Annotated in this window: 19 protein-coding genes and 1 pseudogene; 10 read left to right on the forward strand and 10 right to left on the reverse strand. The window is 67.2% G+C overall.

Annotation, left to right across the window (positions count from 1 at the left end; all coding sequences use genetic code 11):
- Nucleotides 1–533 precede the first annotated feature (533 nt).
- Nucleotides 534–1,691 carry an NAD(P)/FAD-dependent oxidoreductase gene (locus MCHLDSM_RS17925; protein WP_048471339.1) on the reverse strand — a complete coding sequence of 386 codons (1,158 nt, stop codon included), beginning with the start codon at nucleotides 1,689–1,691 and terminating at the stop codon, nucleotides 534–536.
- A 258-nt stretch (nucleotides 1,692–1,949) separates the two neighbouring features.
- Here MCHLDSM_RS17925 and MCHLDSM_RS17930 point away from each other — a divergent pair, with 258 nt between their 5' ends.
- The 3 genes from MCHLDSM_RS17930 (at nucleotide 1,950) to MCHLDSM_RS17940 (ending at nucleotide 4,595) form a co-directional block, all read left to right on the forward strand.
- On the forward strand, nucleotides 1,950–2,219 hold the full coding sequence (locus MCHLDSM_RS17930; RefSeq protein WP_046364097.1) for a metal-sensitive transcriptional regulator: 270 nt from the start codon (nucleotides 1,950–1,952) through the stop codon (nucleotides 2,217–2,219).
- 103 nt (nucleotides 2,220–2,322) lie between these two features.
- Nucleotides 2,323–3,096: a sulfite exporter TauE/SafE family protein gene (locus MCHLDSM_RS17935; protein ID WP_048471385.1), complete on the forward strand. Its 774-nt coding sequence runs from the start codon at nucleotides 2,323–2,325 to the stop codon at nucleotides 3,094–3,096.
- 98 nt (nucleotides 3,097–3,194) lie between these two features.
- Entirely contained in the window at nucleotides 3,195–4,595 is a 1,401-nt protein-coding gene (locus MCHLDSM_RS17940; protein ID WP_048471340.1) for an MBL fold metallo-hydrolase, read from the forward strand.
- Nucleotides 4,596–4,992: 397 nt separating this feature from the next.
- On the opposite strand, the gene MCHLDSM_RS17945 is transcribed toward MCHLDSM_RS17940, so the two are convergent.
- From MCHLDSM_RS17945 to MCHLDSM_RS17970, 6 genes are read right to left on the reverse strand one after another with little or no spacing between them, the layout of a single operon-like run.
- Nucleotides 4,993–5,586 carry a cadmium resistance transporter gene (locus MCHLDSM_RS17945; protein ID WP_048471341.1) on the reverse strand — a complete coding sequence of 198 codons (594 nt, stop codon included), beginning with the start codon at nucleotides 5,584–5,586 and terminating at the stop codon, nucleotides 4,993–4,995.
- Nucleotides 5,583–6,089, reverse strand: coding sequence for a signal peptidase II (lspA, locus tag MCHLDSM_RS17950; protein WP_048471342.1), 507 nt, complete (start codon nucleotides 6,087–6,089; stop codon nucleotides 5,583–5,585). The genes MCHLDSM_RS17945 and lspA overlap by 4 nt, the downstream gene beginning before the upstream one ends.
- Nucleotides 6,086–8,053: a heavy metal translocating P-type ATPase gene (locus MCHLDSM_RS17955; RefSeq protein WP_048471343.1), complete on the reverse strand. Its 1,968-nt coding sequence runs from the start codon at nucleotides 8,051–8,053 to the stop codon at nucleotides 6,086–6,088. Before MCHLDSM_RS17955 ends, lspA begins: the two co-directional genes overlap by 4 nt.
- A complete protein-coding gene (locus MCHLDSM_RS17960) occupies nucleotides 8,050–8,460 on the reverse strand; it encodes an ArsR/SmtB family transcription factor (protein WP_174545952.1) in 411 nt (136 codons plus the stop codon). Before MCHLDSM_RS17960 ends, MCHLDSM_RS17955 begins: the two co-directional genes overlap by 4 nt.
- Before the next feature lie 17 nt (nucleotides 8,461–8,477).
- Entirely contained in the window at nucleotides 8,478–9,437 is a 960-nt protein-coding gene (locus tag MCHLDSM_RS17965) for a sterol desaturase family protein (protein ID WP_048471344.1), read from the reverse strand.
- Nucleotides 9,438–9,484: 47 nt separating this feature from the next.
- Nucleotides 9,485–10,255, reverse strand: a complete 771-nt coding sequence (locus MCHLDSM_RS17970; RefSeq protein ID WP_048471387.1) for a helix-turn-helix domain-containing protein — start codon at nucleotides 10,253–10,255, stop codon at nucleotides 9,485–9,487.
- Between the two features lie 121 nt (nucleotides 10,256–10,376).
- Here MCHLDSM_RS17970 and MCHLDSM_RS17975 point away from each other — a divergent pair, with 121 nt between their 5' ends.
- The 4 genes and pseudogenes from MCHLDSM_RS17975 to MCHLDSM_RS39505 form a co-directional block, all read left to right on the forward strand.
- Entirely contained in the window at nucleotides 10,377–11,003 is a 627-nt protein-coding gene (locus MCHLDSM_RS17975; RefSeq protein ID WP_048471388.1) for a class I SAM-dependent methyltransferase, read from the forward strand.
- Nucleotides 11,003–11,674 (forward strand): methyltransferase family protein, encoded by a 672-nt coding sequence (locus tag MCHLDSM_RS17980; RefSeq protein WP_082168962.1) that lies wholly within the window; start codon nucleotides 11,003–11,005, stop codon nucleotides 11,672–11,674. Before MCHLDSM_RS17975 ends, MCHLDSM_RS17980 begins: the two co-directional genes overlap by 1 nt.
- The gene (locus MCHLDSM_RS17985; RefSeq protein WP_048471345.1) at nucleotides 11,667–12,317 is read left to right on the forward strand and encodes an adenylate/guanylate cyclase domain-containing protein; all 651 of its coding nucleotides are present in this window, start codon (nucleotides 11,667–11,669) and stop codon (nucleotides 12,315–12,317) included. Before MCHLDSM_RS17980 ends, MCHLDSM_RS17985 begins: the two co-directional genes overlap by 8 nt.
- Nucleotides 12,318–12,450: 133 nt before the next feature.
- A pseudogene (locus tag MCHLDSM_RS39505) lies at nucleotides 12,451–12,767 on the forward strand (histidine kinase dimerization/phospho-acceptor domain-containing protein); the annotation flags it as partial.
- Between the two features lie 78 nt (nucleotides 12,768–12,845).
- Here the strand turns inward: MCHLDSM_RS39505 and MCHLDSM_RS17995 are convergent.
- The gene (locus MCHLDSM_RS17995; protein WP_062654551.1) at nucleotides 12,846–13,487 is read right to left on the reverse strand and encodes a hypothetical protein; all 642 of its coding nucleotides are present in this window, start codon (nucleotides 13,485–13,487) and stop codon (nucleotides 12,846–12,848) included.
- 302 nt (nucleotides 13,488–13,789) lie between these two features.
- On the opposite strand from MCHLDSM_RS17995, the gene MCHLDSM_RS18000 reads away from it, so the two are divergent.
- Both MCHLDSM_RS18000 and MCHLDSM_RS18005 read left to right on the forward strand, forming a co-directional pair.
- Entirely contained in the window at nucleotides 13,790–14,113 is a 324-nt protein-coding gene (locus MCHLDSM_RS18000) for a hypothetical protein (RefSeq protein WP_048471348.1), read from the forward strand.
- A gap of 42 nt (nucleotides 14,114–14,155) precedes the next feature.
- Nucleotides 14,156–15,517: a macrolide-binding ATPase MABP-1 gene (locus MCHLDSM_RS18005; RefSeq protein WP_048471349.1), complete on the forward strand. Its 1,362-nt coding sequence runs from the start codon at nucleotides 14,156–14,158 to the stop codon at nucleotides 15,515–15,517.
- Here the strand turns inward: MCHLDSM_RS18005 and MCHLDSM_RS18010 are convergent.
- Nucleotides 15,514–15,789, reverse strand: coding sequence for a WhiB family transcriptional regulator (locus tag MCHLDSM_RS18010; RefSeq protein WP_048471350.1), 276 nt, complete (start codon nucleotides 15,787–15,789; stop codon nucleotides 15,514–15,516). The two genes, MCHLDSM_RS18005 and MCHLDSM_RS18010, sit on opposite strands and share 4 nt — an antisense overlap.
- Before the next feature lie 419 nt (nucleotides 15,790–16,208).
- Complete coding sequence (locus MCHLDSM_RS18015; RefSeq protein WP_048471351.1) at nucleotides 16,209–18,323, reverse strand: ATP-dependent DNA helicase UvrD2; 2,115 nt, start codon at nucleotides 18,321–18,323, stop codon at nucleotides 16,209–16,211.
- Nucleotides 18,324–18,392: 69 nt separating this feature from the next.
- Between MCHLDSM_RS18015 and mrx1 the strand changes: the two genes are divergently transcribed.
- Nucleotides 18,393–18,647 (forward strand): mycoredoxin Mrx1, encoded by a 255-nt coding sequence (gene mrx1 / locus MCHLDSM_RS18020; protein ID WP_048471352.1) that lies wholly within the window; start codon nucleotides 18,393–18,395, stop codon nucleotides 18,645–18,647.

The raw sequence follows: 18,647 nt of genomic DNA on the forward strand, positions 1-18,647 counted from the left end.
CGCACCAACGTTCTCTACGCCCTCATCCGTGACAACCGGACCTGGCAACCTGATTCACCCCCGGTCACCGCCGCGGCTTGACTTCTTCATTGAGAGTCCTTTCGGTTTGGTGCGGTCGACATCGACGCTAGCGGTCGAGCCTGAGGCGAACCTGAAGTCGGCGGGGGGCGCGGTCAGCTTCGGAGGGTATCGACTAGTACGAGGCCGGCACCACCGTCATCTACCCTTGAAACGCCGTACTAATGAAAGAAAATGCGTTCTGGCCTGGCGCGTTGTCCGCATTTTGGTCAGTCCCTTGGTGTTTATGTCACGTAAGGCTCGTCAGCATGGGGCTCTCCTCGTCGCGAGCGATAGGAGGTCGATAGGCAGTCGGCTGGTGGTATTTGGTGGTGTCGGCGGCTGCGTTGGGCGCCGGTTGCGGTCGGTTCCCAGGACAATTGGGTTCCGTACGAGGCCGAGGCGAACCGGCGCGTCGGCACGGCTGCGCGATACCAAATGGGCTATGTCCGGCACGGCAGCCATCGGCGACGTTTCTATCGTTCAGCTTCGGATCGGCTGAACCAGCGGTGCCGTCGGGTGTTGGCGAATTCAGCTTTTTCGTCGGCCAGGTCGGTGGAGGGCCCGATGAAGGGGGCGGTGGGTTTGGGCCCGGAGAGGAAGTCGGCCTCGACCTTGCCAACCTGTCCATCGCCGAACTCGATGTAGCAGACCCCGCGCCCAGAATACTTGGCGGTGAAGGGCGTTCCGTGCAGCTGTGCGGCGATGTGGGCGGCAACGGTGCGGGCAGCGTCTTCGGCGTAAACCCCGGCTCGGGGTACGGGTGCGTCGGCGCAGTCACCGATGGCGTACACGCCAGCATGTTTGGTGGCGAGTGTGGCGGGGTCGACGGCGATCCATCCGTCGCTGCCTCCAGCAGTCAGCCCGGAGGCGTCGATCACGCCGGGGACGCGGTGTTTGGGGATGCCGATGAACAGGTCATAGGGCACGGTGTCGGTGTCGGTGTGGACGAGGTGTTGGTTCGGGTCCAGTGAACGGATCTTGGTGTCGGGCCGGTAGATGATGCCGCGTTCGGCCATGGCGGTGATCAGCGATTCGGACGTTTCCGGGGAGACCGGGATCGGGGAGGGCATGGGGCTGATCACCTTGATGGTGGCGGCGTCACGGATGCCCCGCTCGACCAAGTGGGCATGTAGCAGCAGGAGTGCCTCATAAGGTGCTGGGGGGCACTTGAAGGGGACACTGAGGATGCCCAGCACGATGGTGCCTCCAGTGAATTCAGTCAGGCGGTCACGCAGTCGAGCGGCGCCATCCACGGTGTAGAAGTCGTGACCGTCCTCGGAGAAGCCAGGGGTGGCTTCGGGCTCGTAGTCGGCGCCAAGGGCGATGACGAGGATGTCGGTCTGGTAGTCGGATTGATCGGTGGCGACGCGGCGGGTGGCCGGGTCGATCGAGGTAATGTGTTCCTGGCGGAATTCCACGCCTGGCCGGGTCAGCTCGGCATACGGAATGCGGACCTCCTCGGGGGTGTGGTTCGCGAACAACACGTCGAGCTTGGAGAAGCCGAAGGTGAATCCGTCGTTGTGGTCGATCAGGATTACGTGCACCTCATCGGCGAGGTCGTCGGAGAGTCGGGCGGCTAATTCCAGGCCGCCAAATCCGGCACCCAAAATCAGTACGGTCTTCTTCTTCATTGGTGCGTCCCTCTTTCTCGTCGACGGTGACTTCACGGGTTCATTCACCCCTCTCTGTATACCCCCGCCGGTATGTTCTGTCGATGGGTGGCGAAGTCACGGTCCGCCCCGATCCGTTGATGCAAGGGTGACTGACCCGACCTCTCCGGCCATGACGCCACATTCGTATCGAGCGCCGCGAATGGTCACCGCATCGATCCGGTAAATACCCGGCGGGGTATACGATGGGAACTACTGCTACGGAGAAGGGAGTCGGCGATGGTCGGCGATCAGGACAGCATCGCAGTGGTGCTCAATCGGTTGCGTCGTGCGCACGGTCAGCTCGCGGGCGTGATCGCGATGATCGAGCAGGGCCGCGACTGTAAGGACGTGGTCACCCAGCTTGCCGCGGTGTCACGGGCCTTGGATAAGGCCGGGTTCAAGATCGTGGCGACGGGTCTGCGAGAGTGCCTGGCAGGGCAGGTCGAAGGTGCGGCGGCGCCGATGACCGAGGCCGAGTTGGAGAAGCTGTTCTTGGCGCTGGCGTGAAGAGTGCGGGCGTTGCAGTGACATCGGCGACGGAGACCTCGATGACTGCCGTGTTGGCGTGCTGGGTGAGAGCGGGTGGCGGGGCGTCGAAGCGGTGGCGCCGATGACTCTGCCCACCGCCTTGGCGCTGGGTGCGGTGATCGGGGTGCTGTTGGGGTTGCTCGGCGGCGGCGGGTCGATCCTGGCGGTCCCGGCGCTGGTCTATGCGCTCGGCCTCGGGGTCGAGCAGGCGATCCCCATGTCGCTCATCGTGGTGGCGGTGGCCTCGGCGGTGGGGGTGTTGCCCAAGTTGCGCGCCGGGCAGGTGCAGTGGCGCCTGGCCGCCGTGTTCGCGGTGGCCGGCATCCCGGGCACCCTGCTCGGCAGCGCCATCGGCGAGCGCCTGCCTCAGTCGGCTCTGATGATCGGCTTCGCGGTGCTCATGATCGTCGCCGGCAACCGAATGTTGGCCGATTCCGCCGAGACCGGCACTGCCTGCACCGCCGGCGATGCCGGCATCAACTGGCGTCGCTGCGCACCGCGGTCCATTCCCGCGGGCTTCGTGGTCGGCCTGCTGACCGGGCTGTTCGGTGTGGGCAGTGGATTCGTCATCGTTCCCGCCCTGGTGCTGTTGCTCGGGGTGCAGATGTCCATTGCGATCGGTACCTCCCTGCTGATCATCGTCGCCAACTCCGCGGCCGGGGTGCTCTCCCACCTCAATGGGGCAAGCATCGACTGGTCGATCACCGCGGCGTTCGTTGCGACTGCGATCGGCGGCTCACTGGTCGCCGGGCACTACGGCACCAGACTCGACACCGGCCGGTTGCAGCACTGGTTCGCCTACCTGGTCTTCGCCGTGGCGGCCTATGTCCTGCTGGACACGCTCGTCCTGACCTGACGTGTCCAACTTCATCAGTTACCCCAGCCAAGGGCTTCGATTCATACCCGCGCGGGGTATGCACACCCAACAACCAGAAATGAGAAGGGAGTCCTTTCGTGGACGTCACGATTATCGACACCTCCAGTCTTGGTGACCGTAGTTATCTGGTCAGCAGCGGTTCGACGGGGGTGGTGATCGATCCGCAGCGTGACATCGACCGAGTGCTGGGCCAGGCCCAGCAGCTGGGGGTGCAAATCACCCACGTGCTGGAAACTCACATCCACAACGACTACGTGACCGGCGGGTTGGAACTCGCCCGCACGGTGAATGCCGAGTACGTGGTGCCCGCCGGTGACGAGGTGGACTACGAACGCCGCCCGGCGTGCGACGGGGATGTCATCGACGCCGGGCCGATCCAGTTGGAGGTGATGCACACTCCCGGTCACACCCACCACCACGTCAGCTATGTGCTGCGCGACATCACCGGTGCCGCGACCGCAGTGTTCACCGGAGGTTCCATGCTGCACGGCACCACCGGGCGCACCGATCTGTTGGGTGCCGAACACACGCACGAGTTGACCCGCGCCCAGTACCATTCGGTGCACCGGCTGGCCGCCGCGCTCCCCGATGCCACCTCGGTGTATCCCACCCACGGATTCGGCAGTTTCTGCTCGGCCACCCCAGGCAGTGGTGATTCCTCCACCATCGCCGAGCAGCGCCTGAGCAATCCGGCGCTCACCCAAGACGAGCAGGCGTACGTCGCCGAGCTGCTCGAGGGACTATCGGCCTATCCCGCGTACTACGCGCACATGGGAGTGATCAATCGGGCCGGACCGGCCCCGGTGGACCTGTCATCACCCGAACCGGTCGATCCCGAGGAGCTGCGGCGACGCATCGACGCAGGCCAGTGGGTAGTCGATCTGCGGAACCGCACCGCCTTTGCCGCAGGGCATCTCAGCGGCACGCTCGGGTTCGAACTGTCTGGCAGCTTCGTCACCTACCTGGGCTGGCTTCACCGGTGGGGCGAACCACTGACCCTTATCGGGGAAACACCCGATCAGATCGCTGAGGCCCGCCGCGAACTGGTCCGCATCGGCGTCGACCACCTCGATGGCGCCGCGACGGGGGACATCGACGATCTACGCGCCGGATCAGCACTGCGCTGCTACCGGACCGCCAGTTTCGCCGATGTCGCCGAAAACCAACGCAGTGGCGAGGATTTCGTCGTCCTCGACGTGCGGCAACGCCAAGAGCACGACACCAGCCGCATCCCCGGCGCGGTCAACATCCCCCTGCACGAACTCGCCGACCGCCTTCACGAACTGCCTGACTCGCTGATCTGGGTGCACTGCGGCTCCGGGTACCGAGCGTCGATCGCCGCCTCCATCATCGACCGGGCAGGGGGCGCCGTGGTGCTCGTCGATGATGAGTACAGCACCGCGGAAACCCTGCACCTCACCTCCACACGACAACCCGCCGACTCAGCTGTCGACCACGGTCCAAACCTAGGCCAATGACGACGGGGTGGTTTTCAACCGTCGTCAACACTCAGCTTGATCGCAGGAGGGCAGAAGCCGCGATAGGTGGTGCAGGATTGGGTTGGATGAGGTGCCGGGCCCACAGATCAACCTCAGCAACTCCAATCGAGCGCCGGATAATCGCATAACCGACCCCAGTCGAGATCGACGCCGCGGCATTGACGTCAGGGATGCATGACTCGGCTTCGTGTGGTTCTAGTTGGCGGATCGGGAGACTGCGAAGGGATTTGACGCCCCACGTGTTGAAGGTGTTGATCGCCTCTCCCTGCTATACCGGCCGGGAACGCGAGGCGACCGAGAAACCTCCGCACACGAAGGGATCGACGCCAGGGCCTTCTGGCGCTGAATCGGCGGGACGGCGGGGGCCGCCAAGCCTTTAGAAGGCGAGGCCGCTGACCAGGATGAAAATGCCTAGGGCGATGAGGACGATCGGGAAGAGGATGTGTTCCCAGCGTTCGAGGACTTCGGCGATCGGCTGGCGGGTGGCGACGAATTTGGCGGCGATGACGAGGACCGCGACGAGCACCAGGAAGACGACACAGTAGGCCAGCACGGCCGCGGGTCCGACGCTGAGGAAGACTGGGACGTAGACGCCGATGTTGTCCCCGCCGTTGGCGAAGGTGACTGCCGCGACGGTCAAGACGCCGACGTTCTTGCCCGCGATCTTCGCATCGTCGTCATCGCCATCGTCGTCACGCCAGGCGTGCCATGCCGCCCACAGTCCCAGGGTCAGGGGTATGAGTCCGAAGTACGGGATGATCTCCGGAGGAAGGAACGCTCCGGCACCCAACGTCACGAGCACAGCCGCGCCCAGAATCCCGGCAAATCCCAGGTACTGGCCTGCGGTGATCCGGGCCGTCGTCCCGCGTTGCCCCGCGCCGCGGGCGAAGAACAGCGAGAGCACGATGATGTCGTCGATGTTGGTGACGATGAACAGACCGATCGCGGGCAGCACTGACGACAGGATCATCCGTTTGCCCCCGTGTCTGCGGTGGCGCTCGCGCGCCAACTGGCCAGAACGAGGACAGCTGCGCCGGTGACGACGAAGACGTCCGCGAGGTTGAAGGTGGGGAACCAACCGGTATGCAGGTAGTCGGTGACCAGCCCGTCAGCGGCGCGGTCGATCACATTGGCCAGCGCGCCACCCAGCATCGCGGCCAGTGCCAGTACGAAGGGCAGCGCGGCGTGGCGGGTGAAACGGAAGGCGAACACCGCCAGTGCGACCACGATCACGCCCGTGACGCCGAGCAGGACCGCTGGGGGCAGGGTGTCGCCGAGACTGAATGCCACACCGGGGTTGAACGCCAGCCGCAGGTTTAGCAGCCCGAGATCTGTTGAGCTGCCGTCGTTCAACGCGCGGCCGGCCCACGTCTTCACGCCCAGGTCGAGCCCCGCGACGATGACCGCCGTCACGGCCAGGATGATCCGCGCCCGAATCGTCCTGGCCTCGGTGCCTGTGTGGCCGGCGGTCACGACCGCGTGCCCACCGTTGCCGCGCGGGTGTGACTGGTTGGCCGTTCTATCGCCGCGGTGGGCAGTGGTGTGGTGCGCCCGGCCCGCACACCGTTGGCGATGACCACGATCTCGGCGAGTTCGTGGACCAGCACTACGGCGGCCAGCCCGAGCACGCCGAACAGCGCCAGCGGCATCAACGCGATGATCAGGCCCAGGGACAGGCCGACGTTTTGCAGCATGATCCGCCGTGCCCGGCGGGCATGGCGGAACGTTTGGGGCAGGTGGCGCAGGTCTTCGCCCATCAGGGCGACGTCGGCGGTTTCGATGGCCACGTCGGTGCCCATCGCGCCCATCGCGATCCCCACGTCGGCGGTGGCCAGCGCAGGAGCGTCGTTGACGCCGTCGCCGACCATCGCCGTGGGGCGTTGGGCCCGCAGCTGTTCGATCAGCCGCGCCTTGTCTTCGGGCCGCAGCTCGGCGTGCACGGCCTCGATTCCGACGTCGCGGGCCAACGCGGCGGCGGTGGCCTGGTTGTCGCCGGTGAGCATCGCCACGTGGTAGCCGTCACGGCGCAACTGCGCGACGACTTCGGCGGCCTCGGGCCGCAACTCGTCGCGCACCGCTATTGCACCGATCACCTGCCCGTCGTCTTCGACGAGGACCGCGGTGGCCCCTGCCTGCTGCATCCGCGCGACCTCACCGGCGAGCGGCCCGGGGTCTAGCCAGCCGGGGCGGCCCAGCCGGAGGGTGTGCCCGTCGCGACGTCCGGTGAGCCCGGCACCGGTGACGGCCTCGACGTCGGTGGCGGGGATGACGTCATCGGTTGCGGCGAGGATTGCCGCGGCGAGCGGGTGCTCGCTGCGCGCTTCCAGGGCCGCCGCCAGATGAAGCACCTGCTCGCGCGTCGCACCGTTGGTGGTGGCCACGTCGATGACCGCGGGCCGGTTCGCGGTGAGCGTGCCGGTCTTGTCCAAGGCAACGCCGCGTATCTTGCCCAGCCCTTCCAGCGCCGCGCCGCCCTTGACCAGCGCACCCAGCTTGCTGGCCGCGCCGATCGCGGCAACCACGGTGACCGGCACCGAGATCGCCAGCGCGCACGGCGATGCAGCGACCAGCACCACCAGCGCACGTTCGATCCAGGTGGCCGAGTCCCCCAGCAGGCTGCCGATCACCGCAATCAGTGCCGAGACGATCATCACCCCGGGCACCAGGGGTTTGGCGATGCGGTCGGCCAAGCGTTGGGAGGCGCCTTTGCGGGACTGCTCGGCCTCCACGATGCGTACGATGCGGGCCAGCGAGTTGTCCTCGGCAGTGGTGGTGACCTCCACCTCCAGTACCCCGGTGCCATTGATCGACCCAGCGAACACCTCATCACCAGGCCCGGCTTCCACGGGAACCGACTCGCCGGTGATGGCCGAAACGTCGAGCGCGGTGCGGCCCAGCTCGATGATGCCGTCGGTGGCGATCCGTTCACCGGGCTTGACCAGCATCCGGTCGCCGATCCGCAAATCCGCAGGCGCAACAGTCTTTTCGCCGCCATCGCGCAGCACGGTGGCCTCGTCGGGCACCAGCGACAACAGTGCGCGCAGTCCGCGGCGGGTGCGCGCCACCGAGTACTCTTCGAGTCCCTCGCTGATGGAGAACAGGAAGGCCAGCATTGCGGCCTCCCCCACCTCGCCGAGGATCACCGCGCCCACGGCGGCGATGGTCATCAGCGTGCCGACCCCGATCTTGCCCTTCGCCAGCCGCGTGAGGGTGGACGGCACGAAGGTGTAGGCACCAGCCAGCAGCGCTACCGCTTCCAGTGTGCGGACGACTGGCTCGGTGGCGTCGAGGAATCCGGCGATCACCGCTGCGAGCAGGAACACCCCGGAGAGGGCGGCGAACTGCAGTTCCTTGATCTGCCAGAGCCGCTCGGGCTCACGCTCCTGCTCGTCAGCGCCGCGGGGTTCGTCGGTGCCGCAGCCGCATGCATCGCTCATCGGTGAGCCTCCTGCGTACCCGTCGTCGCGTCGGTGCCGGAGCGGGTTCCGTAGTTGGGGCACAGCGCGACGGCGTTGCCGGTGGCGGCCAGCAGCGTTTCGGCCGAGGCGAGCAGGTCGAGCAGTTCGGGGCGGGTCAGCGAGTAGAACACCTGCCGGCCTTCGGGGCGGCCGGTGACCAGGCCGCAGTCCCGCAGGCACGCCACGTGCGCCGACACGGTGGACTGCGCCAGGCCCAGCTCGCCGATCAGGTCGACGACGCGGGCCTCCCCGTCGGCCAGGCGGCGCACGATCGCCAGCCGAGCGCTGTCGGAGAGGCTGTGAAACAGCGCCACCGCAGCATCCAGATTCGAACAGGTCCCCGAAGTGCCGCCAGTGAGGCACGCATCCGACTCATTCATCGCCATATGGCGATGATAGCCGGTCAGCAACGATATTTCGAGCCGGGGTCGGAATCCGACGCCTGCGCGTCGACTGTCTCGCTCGTGGACTTGAGGGTGCAGCCGCCGCTGTGGGTGAACGGGTAGATCATCTGGCGCAAGTATCCGTTGGGGTAGTCGGGTTTGGCGGCCATGCCGAGTTGGGTGGAGTCGAAGCGGCGGGCCCGGTCATAGGAGTAGGTGCGCATCAGGTGATCCCACACCAGGGTGAACAGCCCGAAGTTGACGTCACCGACGCCGGCCCATTTCAGATGGTGGAAGCGGTGGCCTTCGTTGAGGGCCAAGACGTACTTGGCCACGCCGATGCGGTAGTCGGCGTTGGAGTGCTGCAGCAGCAGCTGGATCGCCACAGCCAGCGCCAGCACGGAGGCTACGTTGACCGGTAGTCCGATCAGGATCAGGGGTGCGACGCCGGCGGCCATCTCGACCGTCTGGTGCAGGGGGTGCTTCATCAGGCCGTTGAGACCGTAGAAGCGGGTGATGCTGTGATGCACGGCGTGAAACCGCCACAACACGCCGATCTTGTGGCTGGCCAGGTGCACCACGGTGATGCCGAGATCGGCGATCAGGATCGCGGCGAGCACCTGCAGCACGAACGGCCAACCGTGCGGCCACAGCTGCGGCGCGGGAACGATCGCGGCCAGCAGCGGGATGGCGGCGACGCTGGCCAGGATGAGGGTTTCGTTGACCGCGACGTGGACGCGGTCACGGGTGGTGTCGGCGCGATCATGGTTCCACTCGCGGTCATAGGGGATGATCCGCTCGACCAGGAACGACGTTGCGATCGCGACGCCCAGAATGGCCAGCAGCCAGTACTTCGGGGCGCCCGCGGCGCTCAGGGCGATGGCGGCGCCGTTGAGCCCGATCAGCATGAAGGGCACGTAGCCGTAGCGGGCCAGTGCCTGGACGGGGGTTCTGGTCAAAGGCGAGAAAGTCGTGCTCATGCCTCTATGGTCGGCGCCCTACCCGTGGCGAAGCTTGAATGATTCGGCTAACCGGTGCCGTCGAGATCCCAGGACACGTGCCGGCTCAGAACCGAGGGCGGCAGACCGAACATCTCGCGGGTCGTGCGAGTGAGGTGGGCGCTGTCGGCGAACCCCGCACCGTGCGCAGCCCCGGTCAGATCGTCACCGGCCTGCACCCGGGTGATCGCGACCTGCAACCGTGACCACAGCACGTAGCGGCGCAGCGGGATGCCGACCTGCTCGGTGAACACATGCGTCAACCGGCTCGCCGAAATCCCCACTCGCGCAGCCAGTTCCGTACCGCTGACCGGGCCCGCCGCCACGAGGTCGGGCAGCAGCCGCAACGCGTCATCGATCGCCGAGTGGCGAGGCGCAACGCCGTCTCCGGCAGTGGCGGGTGCCAGGTGCGCGATCAGCTCGTCGACTGCGATGGCCAGCGCCCGTCTACGGGTGAAAGAAGGCACTGGAGTCACGGTCCACCCGGAGCGGACCGCACGCAGGTGCGCGGACCGTCCTGGCGCCGACTCTGGGTCGAGGAACACCACCGTGCCCTCCTCGGCTCCGACCTCGACCCGGTGTGGTGCATCGGCGGGCACGACCACCGTCGTGCCTCGGAGTCGCGCGCCGTGCTCATCGAGCACCGTGAAAGCCGTTGTTGCGGCGATGATCTGAACGGCGTGGTGAGCGTGGGCATCGGTGACGCCGATCGACCCGGCGAAGGCCAACACCCCCGCACGCAGCAGCGCCGCCCCACCCCAGCGCGGTCCAACTGTGAGATCACCGCCAGACCTATTCATCGCCACGAAACGATGATAGCGTTCATCATTGATCGTCTAACGACGATGCCACCCATGTAATCCGATGGGTCAGGCACCAGTGGCGATTCGGTCTGCTGAGGGAAAGGAGTCTGCGGTGTTGATGAATCGGGCCGAGACTGCCCTGATCAACTCGCCGCCTCGGCGGTGGCTGCAACGCCTCTACGAGGTGCCGGTACTGCTGCGCTTCGGGGGCCGGCTCCTGCCGGGCAGCAGAGCCCTCGAAATCGGCTGCGGATCGGGCTACGGCTCACAGCTGGTGTTGCAGCGATTCGGCGCCGAGCGGATCGACGCCCTCGACCTGGACCCGGCGATGATCCACCGGGCCCGCGAGCGGCTCGCCTCCTACGGCGACCGAGTAATGCTGGTCCAGGGCAGCGCCACTGACCTTCGAGCCGCGCTGAACGCCGACGACGGCAGCTACGACGCGGTGTTCGACTTCGGCATCATCCATCACATCCCGGACTGGCGCGCCGCGGTGGCCGAAGCCGCCCGGGTGCTCACCCCCGGTGGACGCTTCTACTTCGAAGAAGTCACCGCCCACGCCCTCAACCGTCCCACCTACCGGAGATTGTTCGACCATCCCACCGACGACCGATTCACCGCCCAACAGTTCCTTCAGGAACTGCGCCGCCACGACCTGCTCATCCTCGGATCGGTCACCCGCATCCAGGGCGACTACCTGCTCGGCGTCGCCGCCAAGCCACTGCCTGCGGCCGGTGGGCGGTGATGGCCGCCGCGGCACTGGCCCTGTTCGTGGTCATGATGCTGACCCTGGGGGCGCTGCGCACCCTCATTCAGCGTCGCCGCACCGGTGACAGCGGCAACCGGCGCACGCTGTCACCAAGCGGCTCGCTGGGGTGGTCGGCGCTCACCGCCACCGACATCGGCTATCTCACGGTGGGTGTCGGTGGCCCGCTGGCGCACTGGCTGGGCCTGCCTCCCGTGAGCGGGCTGCAGCACCCGCCCGTTCAAGTGCTCGGCGTCGTCCTGACGGTGGTAGGCATCCTGGCCGCGTTCGGAGCGCAGATGGCGCTGGGAGCATCTTGGCGGATCGGGGTCAACGACCGTGAACGCACCGCGCTGGTCACCACCGGCCCCTTCGGCTGGGTGCGCAACCCCATCTTCACCGCGGCGCTCATCGCGTTCCTCGGCCTGGCGCTCATGGTCCCCAACCTCGTCGCGCTCATCGGCTGGGTCCTCGCCCTGACCGGCATCCAGACGCAGATACGGCTGATCGAAGAGCCCCACCTGAAACGCGTCCACGGCGAGCCCTATGCCCGCTACGCCGCCAGGGTCGGGCGCTTCCTGCCCGGATTGGGGCGCCTCCGCACCGACCGTCGCGACACCACCGAGGTCGACCGCAACGATCGCGAAGCAGACGCTGGACAGCATGGGTGAGGCCGCCTCCACCGACGCGACCTTCGCGTTCGTCGATTTGTCCGGTTTCACCGCCCTGACCGAAATGTGCGGCGACGAGCAAGCTGCTCACCTCGCCGGACGGCTCGTCGAACTGACCCGTGACTCGTTGGCCCTCGATGTGACGGTGGTGAAGACCATGGGTGATGCCGTGATGATCCACGCCCACGGCCCCGACACCATGATGGCGACCATCCTCGACCTCGCCGACCGCGCCGCCGACGAGGACGGCTTCCTTGGACTACGCGCCGGAATTCACCACGGCAGCGCAGTCCAACGGGACCACGACTACTTCGGCCATGCCGTCAACACCGCCGCACGCATCACCGCACTCGCAGGCGCCGGGCACGCCGTCATCACCGAACCGATCCTGCCCGCGTGTGAAGCGCTCGGCGTCGCAGCCCACCCGCTCGGCGCCACCGAGCTACGCAATATCAGCGCCCCAGTGGCGGTGTACAGGGTGCAGCTACCGCCGCCGCAATACCCCACCGATCCGGTCTGCCGTGTCCGCATCGACCCACGCACCGCCACCCACCATCTGCGCCACAACGACGATGACCTCTGGTTCTGCTCCGACCGCTGCGCCCAACGCTTCGCAGCACACCCCGCCAGATACGCGATCTGACGCCACGGGGCTAGTCGCGTTCCTCGGCCTTGCGCTCATGATCCCCAACCTCGTCGCGCTCATCGGTTGGGTCCTCGCCCTGACCGGTATCCAGGGCAGCGCCTTCCCAGAACCGCCGACCACCCCCGCGAAGGCCACCCGCCGGTTCCTCGCCGACGCCGCCCACGAACTGCGCACTCCGATCGCGGGCATACAGGCCGCCGCAGAACAGGTCGCCGCTTCGGCCCAGCAGCGGGACGACCCCGAGTCGCGGCGCCAGCAGCGCCGCGCAGACCTGCTACAAGGAGAATCCCGCCGCGCGGGCCGGCTGGTCACCGACATGCTGGACCTGAGCCGCATCGACGCAGGCCTTCCCTTGCACGCCATGGATGCGATCTCGCAGCGCTCGCCGACGCCGAGGTGCAGCACGCGGCCACGCTCGAGGGGGTCACCACCACGCCGACCACCGGTCGATGGATCGACCCGTTCGCAAGACTCTGACGACGCTCCGCTGAAGACCGACCGCATTCACGTCTAGCGGCGGGGGACTCAGCTCCCGCAGACCACTTCGGTAGCGCTGATCAGCGTCACCGGTCCCCCGCCCTGCAGGGATTCACTGGCGCGACGCACCATCTCCACCGCCTTGGACGCGGCTCTATCGGAATCCCATTCACGGACGTAGACGGTTACGGTGCGCAGTGCGCCGCCGGCTGAATCGACCTCGGTCTTCTCGACCTGCGTCGGCGGCAGACCGGGGTTCATGGCCCCTACTTCCTTGAGAAGCCGCTTGAAGACGACCAGATTTGGTGCCGTGCAGTGCATTACGACGCGTTGCAGTGGCGCACCTGGCGGCAGCGGCAGTCCTGGCTGTTCGTCGTTCCACCGCAGGCCGTGGGTGATGACACCGCTGGGTTTGCCGTTGCTATTCAGCCGGCGCGACCTGGGAACACCGCACGCCTCGGCGAATTCGTGCACGTCGAGGTTCGGATCCAGATTCCGCAGCACCTGCGCTGTCACCCACATCACGTTGATGAGCACATTCTCGGTCTCGTCCGGTGTGAGCTGGTCGTCGGTCGCTCGAGAGTCCCATTGCCGTTGATGACCGGCCCGATCGAGGCGGTAGGGCGCATCCGACCAGTCATGGGAAGAAATCTCGGCGGCAAATTCACGCGCAAGACGACTCAACATCATGTCCTCCTAGGAGACAGTCGCTGCCATCTCCCGTTGAGACGACACTGTGCGACGAAGCCCCAGCATAGCGGATTCGCCCATCGACCTCTGCCTTTTACCGCGGCACAGAGACGTGCTGCATGCAGCAGACCGAGCGTCTTAAGCGGGGTGACCTATCAACTCCGCGACATCGGCTAATGCCGACGCCACGGCAGCGATATCCGGCAGAGCCTTCACGGTGCAGATGGTGCCGTTCTCGTCGGCGATGGGCGCGCGCGGCGGAGGGGCCACTACCGATTTCCTCCTTCGTCCCGCCAGCTCCCGTGACCGATCGCGTAGCATGCGCAATCAGGACACTGTCAAAACCGGACACGGTCAGTGCGGCGGAAAACTGGGGTGACAAGGACCCCGCCTGGGCCGCGGTCGCCACCCAGCTGTGCCGCACGGTCGGCACCGCCGACCGCGCCACGGTGCTGGCCACCGCGGGCCTGGCGCTACGTGAGATCAACCACGTCCTGCGGGCGCTGCCGGGCGGCGGTCCCGGTGCGCGCCCGCCGTCGACGCTGGACACGACCCTGGAATTCGACGTCAGCACCGGATCGCTGACAGCCCGCCGGTGGTCGGCGCACCCGCAGTGCGCATGCTGACAGCGGCCGTTGCCAAGTCGTTGGTGGAAGTTCAGCGCGGTCGTGGATGATGGAATGGTGAGTGACATCAAGCGGGGCCGAGCAGCGCGCAACGCCAAGCTGGCGTCGCTGCCCGTGGGGATGGCAGGGCGTGCGGCGCTGGGCTTCGGCAAACGGCTGACCGGCAAGTCCAGGGACGAGGTCAACGCCGAGCTGATGGACAAGGCCGCTCAGCAGCTGTTCACCGTGCTCGGCGAGCTCAAGGGCGGTGCCATGAAGGTCGGCCAGGCCCTGTCGGTGATGGAAGCCGCGATCCCCGAGCAGTACGGCAAGCCCTACCGCGAGGCGCTGACCAAGCTGCAACGCGAGGCGCCGCCGCTGCCTGCGGCCAAGGTGCACCGCGTCCTCGACCAGCAGCTGGGCACCAAATGGCGCGACCGGTTCCAGTCGTTCGACGACAAGTCGGTGGCGTCGGCCAGCATCGGCCAGGTGCACAAGGCGGTGTGGTCCGACGGCCGCGAGGTCGCCGTCAAGATCCAGTACCCCGGCGCCGACGAGGCGCTGCGCGCCGACCTGAAGACGATGCAGCGCATGGTCAGTGTGCTCAAGCAGCTCTCCCCCGGCGCCGATGTGCAGGGTGTGGTCGACGAGCTGATCGAGCGTACGGAGATGGAACTGGACTACCGGCTCGAAGCCGACAACCAGCGCGCGTTCGCGAAGGCGTACGAGGGTGACCCGCATTTCGTGGTGCCGCACGTGGTGGCCAGCGCGCCCAAGGTCGTCATCCAGGAGTGGATCGAAGGCATCCCGCTGTCGCAGATCATCCGCGAGGGCACGCAGGAACAGAAAGATCTGATGGCCACCCGGCTGTTCGAGTTCTGCAACGACGCCCCGACGCGATTGGAGATGGTGCACGGCGACGCACATCCCGGCAACTTCATGCTGATGCCCGACGACAAGATGGGCGTGATCGACTTCGGGGCCGTGGCCCCGATGCCCGGGGGCTGGCCCGTGGAGCTCGGTCAGATCATGCGCTACGCCGTCGACAAGAACTACGAGAAGCTGCTGCCGACGATGGAGAAGGCGGGCTTCATCCAGAAGGGCCAGCAGGTCTCCACCCGCGAGATCGACGACATGCTCAAGCAGTACGTCGATCCCCTCCAGGTGCCGGTGTTCCACTACTCCCGCAAATGGCTGCAGCGCATGACGACGCTGGAACTGGACAAGGCGGCCGGCCAGATCAAGGCCGCGCGCCAGATGGACATCCCGCCGAAGCTGGCGATCCCGATGCGGGTGATCGCGTCGATCGTGGCGATCTCCTGCCAGCTCGACGCGCACGTCCCCACCCGGCGCATCGCCGAGGAGACGGTGCCCGGCTTCGCTGACCCCGACGCCGCAACGGCATCGGGGTCAGCGCAAAGCTAGGCTGCCACAGGGTCTTTCGCGTCCTTACGTGGCCGGCCCCGGGGCCGCTTGCGGGCGATGACGGTGCCCCGCTCGAAGATCTCGCCGCCCCACACTCCCCACGGCTCCTGCCGCTCCAACGCTGCGGTCAGGCACTCCCGCTGGAAAGGGCATTCGCCGCACAGGGCCTTCGCGCGCTCGAGATCGCGCGGGTCCTCGGCGAACCACAGGTCGGGATTCTCGACATGACACGGCACCGACAGCTTTGAGCTCTCACATGTCAGGGAAGACATGTCCGGTCCTCTGCTTCCTGGTCGTTTCGTTCGTCTGGCTGAACTCTGTGGTGGATCGGTGACCAGGTCTTGTCTGGGGAAAGACGAAGGCCACGGATCCGTGGTTGCGGGTCCGTGGCCTGGGATGGCGGTTTGGGGGCTCTGGCTAGTGAAAGCCCCTCACGGACGCGGCAACCGTGCCGGCTGCGGCGGCGCGGCGCTTACGCGCGGCGGCAGCGGCGGGAATGGCGGTATGCACCTCTGTGAAGGCGTGCGGGGACCACGGCATGCCGGCTGCCGCTACGACGTAAAACGCGTTATTTCTCACCATGATCGCGGCATCCTCCTCTCGCACATGCACCAACGTGTGTTGTTCTGAGGCTAGACGCTACCAGCGAAATCCCTCAACACATTTTTGACCTGCGCTTTTGGCGCGATTTTTACGATTTCTGGCGGTCTCTGACCAGCCCGAGCACATCGGCGCCGAACTGCTCGAGCTTGCGGGCGCCGATACCCGGGATCGCGACCAGCGCGGCATCATCGCCCGGCAGCGACTCCGCGATCGCGATCAGCGTGTTGTCGGTGAACACCACATAGGCGGGCACGCTCATCTCCTTAGAGATGCGCAGGCGCCAGTCCTTCAGGTCGGCGAGCAGTTGTTCGTCGATGTCGGACGGGCACGTCTCGCACCGGCGGAGCATGATCGCCGCCGACGCCGACAGCGGGGCGTTGCACACCCGGCACCGCGGGGCCGGACCGCGGGGCTTGCGCGACCGGCTGGGCCCGTCGTCACGCGCGGACTGCGGCGCGATGCCGTTGAGAAACCGCGACGGCCGCCGGCCCTGACGCCCCCCGGGGTTGCGGGCCAGCGCCCAGCTGAGCGTCAAATGCACACGCGCCCTGGTGATTCCGACGTAGAACAGGCGCCGCTCCTCCTCGACGGGTTCGCTGTCGGGACCGTGGGACAGGGCATGGGAGATGGGCAGCGTGCCGTCGGCCAGACCGACGAGGAACACCGCGTCCCACTCCAGGCCCTTCGCGGCGTGCAGCGACGCGAGCGTGACGCCCTGCACCACCGGAGGGTGACGCGAGTCCGCCCGCTGCCGCAACTCGGTCAGCAGCGTGCGCAGATCCAGCTGCGGGCGCTGGGCGACCTCGTCGTCGACGAGGTCGGCGAGCGCGGCCAGCGCCTCCCAGCGGTCCCGGGCGCGGGTACCGGCCGGCGGCTCGGCGGTCAGGCCGAGCGGCTCCAGCGTCGCCCGCACCAGCTCCGGCAGCGCCAGCGCGGTGTCGCGGTCACCGGCGCGCTGCAGCGCCAACAGGGCCTGGCGCACCTCCTGACGGCTGAAGAAGCCTTCGCCGCCGCGGACCTGGAACGGGACACCCGCCTCGGTGAGCGCCTCCTCGTAGACCTCCGACTGGGCGTTGATGCGGTACAGCACCGCGATTTCGGCGGGCGCAGTCCCGGACTCGACGAGCTTCTTGATGCTGCGCGCCACCGCGGCGGCCTCGGCGACCTCGTCCGGATACTCGTTGAACGTCGGATTCGGCCCGGGCGGACGCTGTCCGACCAGATGCAGCCGACTGCCCGCCATCCGGCCGCGGGCCGCGGCGATGACCCGGTTGGCCAGCGACACGACCTGCGGCGTGGACCGGTAGTCCCGCTCCAGCCGGACCACCGCGGCGTCGGGGAACCGGCGCGAGAAGTCCAGCAGATAGCGCGGCGAGGCGCCGGTGAACGAATAGATGGTCTGGTTGGCGTCGCCGACGACGGTCAGGTCGTCGCGGGTGCCGAGCCAGGCGTCGAGCACCCGCTGCTGTAGCGGGGTCACGTCCTGGTATTCGTCGACGACGAAGCAGCGGTAGCGATCCCGGAATTCCTGGGCGACCGCGGCGTCGTTCTCGATGGCGGCGGCGGTGTGCAGGAGCAGGTCGTCGAAGTCCAGGAGCATCAGATCGTTGCCGCGGGCCTTCAGCGCCTCGTACCCGGCGTAGGCGGCCGCGACCTTCGCCGCGTCGAACGGGATGTCGCGACCGGACTCGGCCACCGTCGCCGGATAGTCCTCGGGACTGATCAACGACGCCTTGGCCCATTCGATCTCCCCCGCCAAATCGCGGACGTTGTCGGTTCCGGTGGGCAGACCGCTGCGGTTGGCGGCCTGGGCGACCACCGCGAACTTCGAGTCGAGCAGCTGCCAGTCGGTGGTGCCGACGACCCGCGGCCAGAAGTAGGCGAGCTGGCGGCGCGCGGCGGCGTGGAACGTCTGCGCCTGCACGGATCCGGTTCCGGTTCCGTCGTCGAGCGCGCGCAGCCGCCCCCGCATCTCCCCTGCCGCGCGCTGGGTGAACGTCACGGCCAGCACCTGACCGGGCGCGACGTGGCCGGCGGTGACCAGGTGCGCGATGCGCCGGGTGATGGTGCGCGTCTTGCCGGTGCCGGCGCCGGCGAGCACGCACACCGGCCCCCGCGGAGCGAGGACGGCTTCGCGCTGCTCCTCGTCGAGGTCGCCCAGCAGCCGGTCACGCGAAGCCGTCGGGGACATGGCGACCATCATGTCAGCGCGGCCCGACAATCGCGGGCTGGGCCGGGGCATGTTCGCGGGGTCGACTACGTTGAAGGGCTTATGAGCGCTGACGACACTGCTGCAGTGACCATGTACACGACGTCGTGGTGTGGCTACTGCGTCCGTCTGAAGAAGGCACTGAAGAACGAGGGCATCACCTTCGCCGAGGTGAACATCGAAGAGGATCCCGCCGCTGCGGAGTTCGTCGGCTCGGTCAACGGTGGCAACCACGTCGTCCCGACGATCAAGTTCCCCGACGGTTCCACGCTGACCAACCCGAGCGGCGCCCAGGTGAAGGCCAAGCTCGCCAGCTGA

The sequence above is a fragment of the Mycolicibacterium chlorophenolicum genome, from assembly GCF_001044235.1.
In the GTDB taxonomy this organism is placed as follows: Bacteria; Actinomycetota; Actinomycetes; order Mycobacteriales; family Mycobacteriaceae; genus Mycobacterium; species Mycobacterium chlorophenolicum.

Excerpts from the sequence above, each read along its gene's own strand:
- MCHLDSM_RS17975 (WP_048471388.1), top strand. The coding sequence starts at position 10,377 with ATGAATCGGGCCGAGACTGCCCTGATCAACTCGCCGCCTCGGCGGTGG.
- mrx1 (WP_048471352.1), top strand. The coding sequence starts at position 18,393 with ATGAGCGCTGACGACACTGCTGCAGTGACCATGTACACGACGTCGTGG.
- MCHLDSM_RS17965 (WP_048471344.1), bottom strand. The coding sequence starts at position 9,437 with ATGAGCACGACTTTCTCGCCTTTGACCAGAACCCCCGTCCAGGCACTG.
- MCHLDSM_RS17995 (WP_062654551.1), bottom strand. The coding sequence starts at position 13,487 with ATGATGTTGAGTCGTCTTGCGCGTGAATTTGCCGCCGAGATTTCTTCC.
- MCHLDSM_RS17985 (WP_048471345.1), top strand. The coding sequence starts at position 11,667 with ATGGGTGAGGCCGCCTCCACCGACGCGACCTTCGCGTTCGTCGATTTG.
- MCHLDSM_RS17960 (WP_174545952.1), bottom strand. The coding sequence starts at position 8,460 with ATGGCGATGAATGAGTCGGATGCGTGCCTCACTGGCGGCACTTCGGGG.
- MCHLDSM_RS17980 (WP_082168962.1), top strand. The coding sequence starts at position 11,003 with ATGGCCGCCGCGGCACTGGCCCTGTTCGTGGTCATGATGCTGACCCTG.
- MCHLDSM_RS17945 (WP_048471341.1), bottom strand. The coding sequence starts at position 5,586 with ATGATCCTGTCGTCAGTGCTGCCCGCGATCGGTCTGTTCATCGTCACC.
- MCHLDSM_RS17935 (WP_048471385.1), top strand. The coding sequence starts at position 2,323 with ATGACTCTGCCCACCGCCTTGGCGCTGGGTGCGGTGATCGGGGTGCTG.
- MCHLDSM_RS17925 (WP_048471339.1), bottom strand. The coding sequence starts at position 1,691 with ATGAAGAAGAAGACCGTACTGATTTTGGGTGCCGGATTTGGCGGCCTG.
- MCHLDSM_RS18010 (WP_048471350.1), bottom strand. The coding sequence starts at position 15,789 with ATGTCTTCCCTGACATGTGAGAGCTCAAAGCTGTCGGTGCCGTGTCAT.
- MCHLDSM_RS17955 (WP_048471343.1), bottom strand. The coding sequence starts at position 8,053 with ATGAGCGATGCATGCGGCTGCGGCACCGACGAACCCCGCGGCGCTGAC.
- MCHLDSM_RS18015 (WP_048471351.1), bottom strand. The coding sequence starts at position 18,323 with ATGATGGTCGCCATGTCCCCGACGGCTTCGCGTGACCGGCTGCTGGGC.
- MCHLDSM_RS17970 (WP_048471387.1), bottom strand. The coding sequence starts at position 10,255 with ATGAATAGGTCTGGCGGTGATCTCACAGTTGGACCGCGCTGGGGTGGG.
- MCHLDSM_RS17930 (WP_046364097.1), top strand. The coding sequence starts at position 1,950 with ATGGTCGGCGATCAGGACAGCATCGCAGTGGTGCTCAATCGGTTGCGT.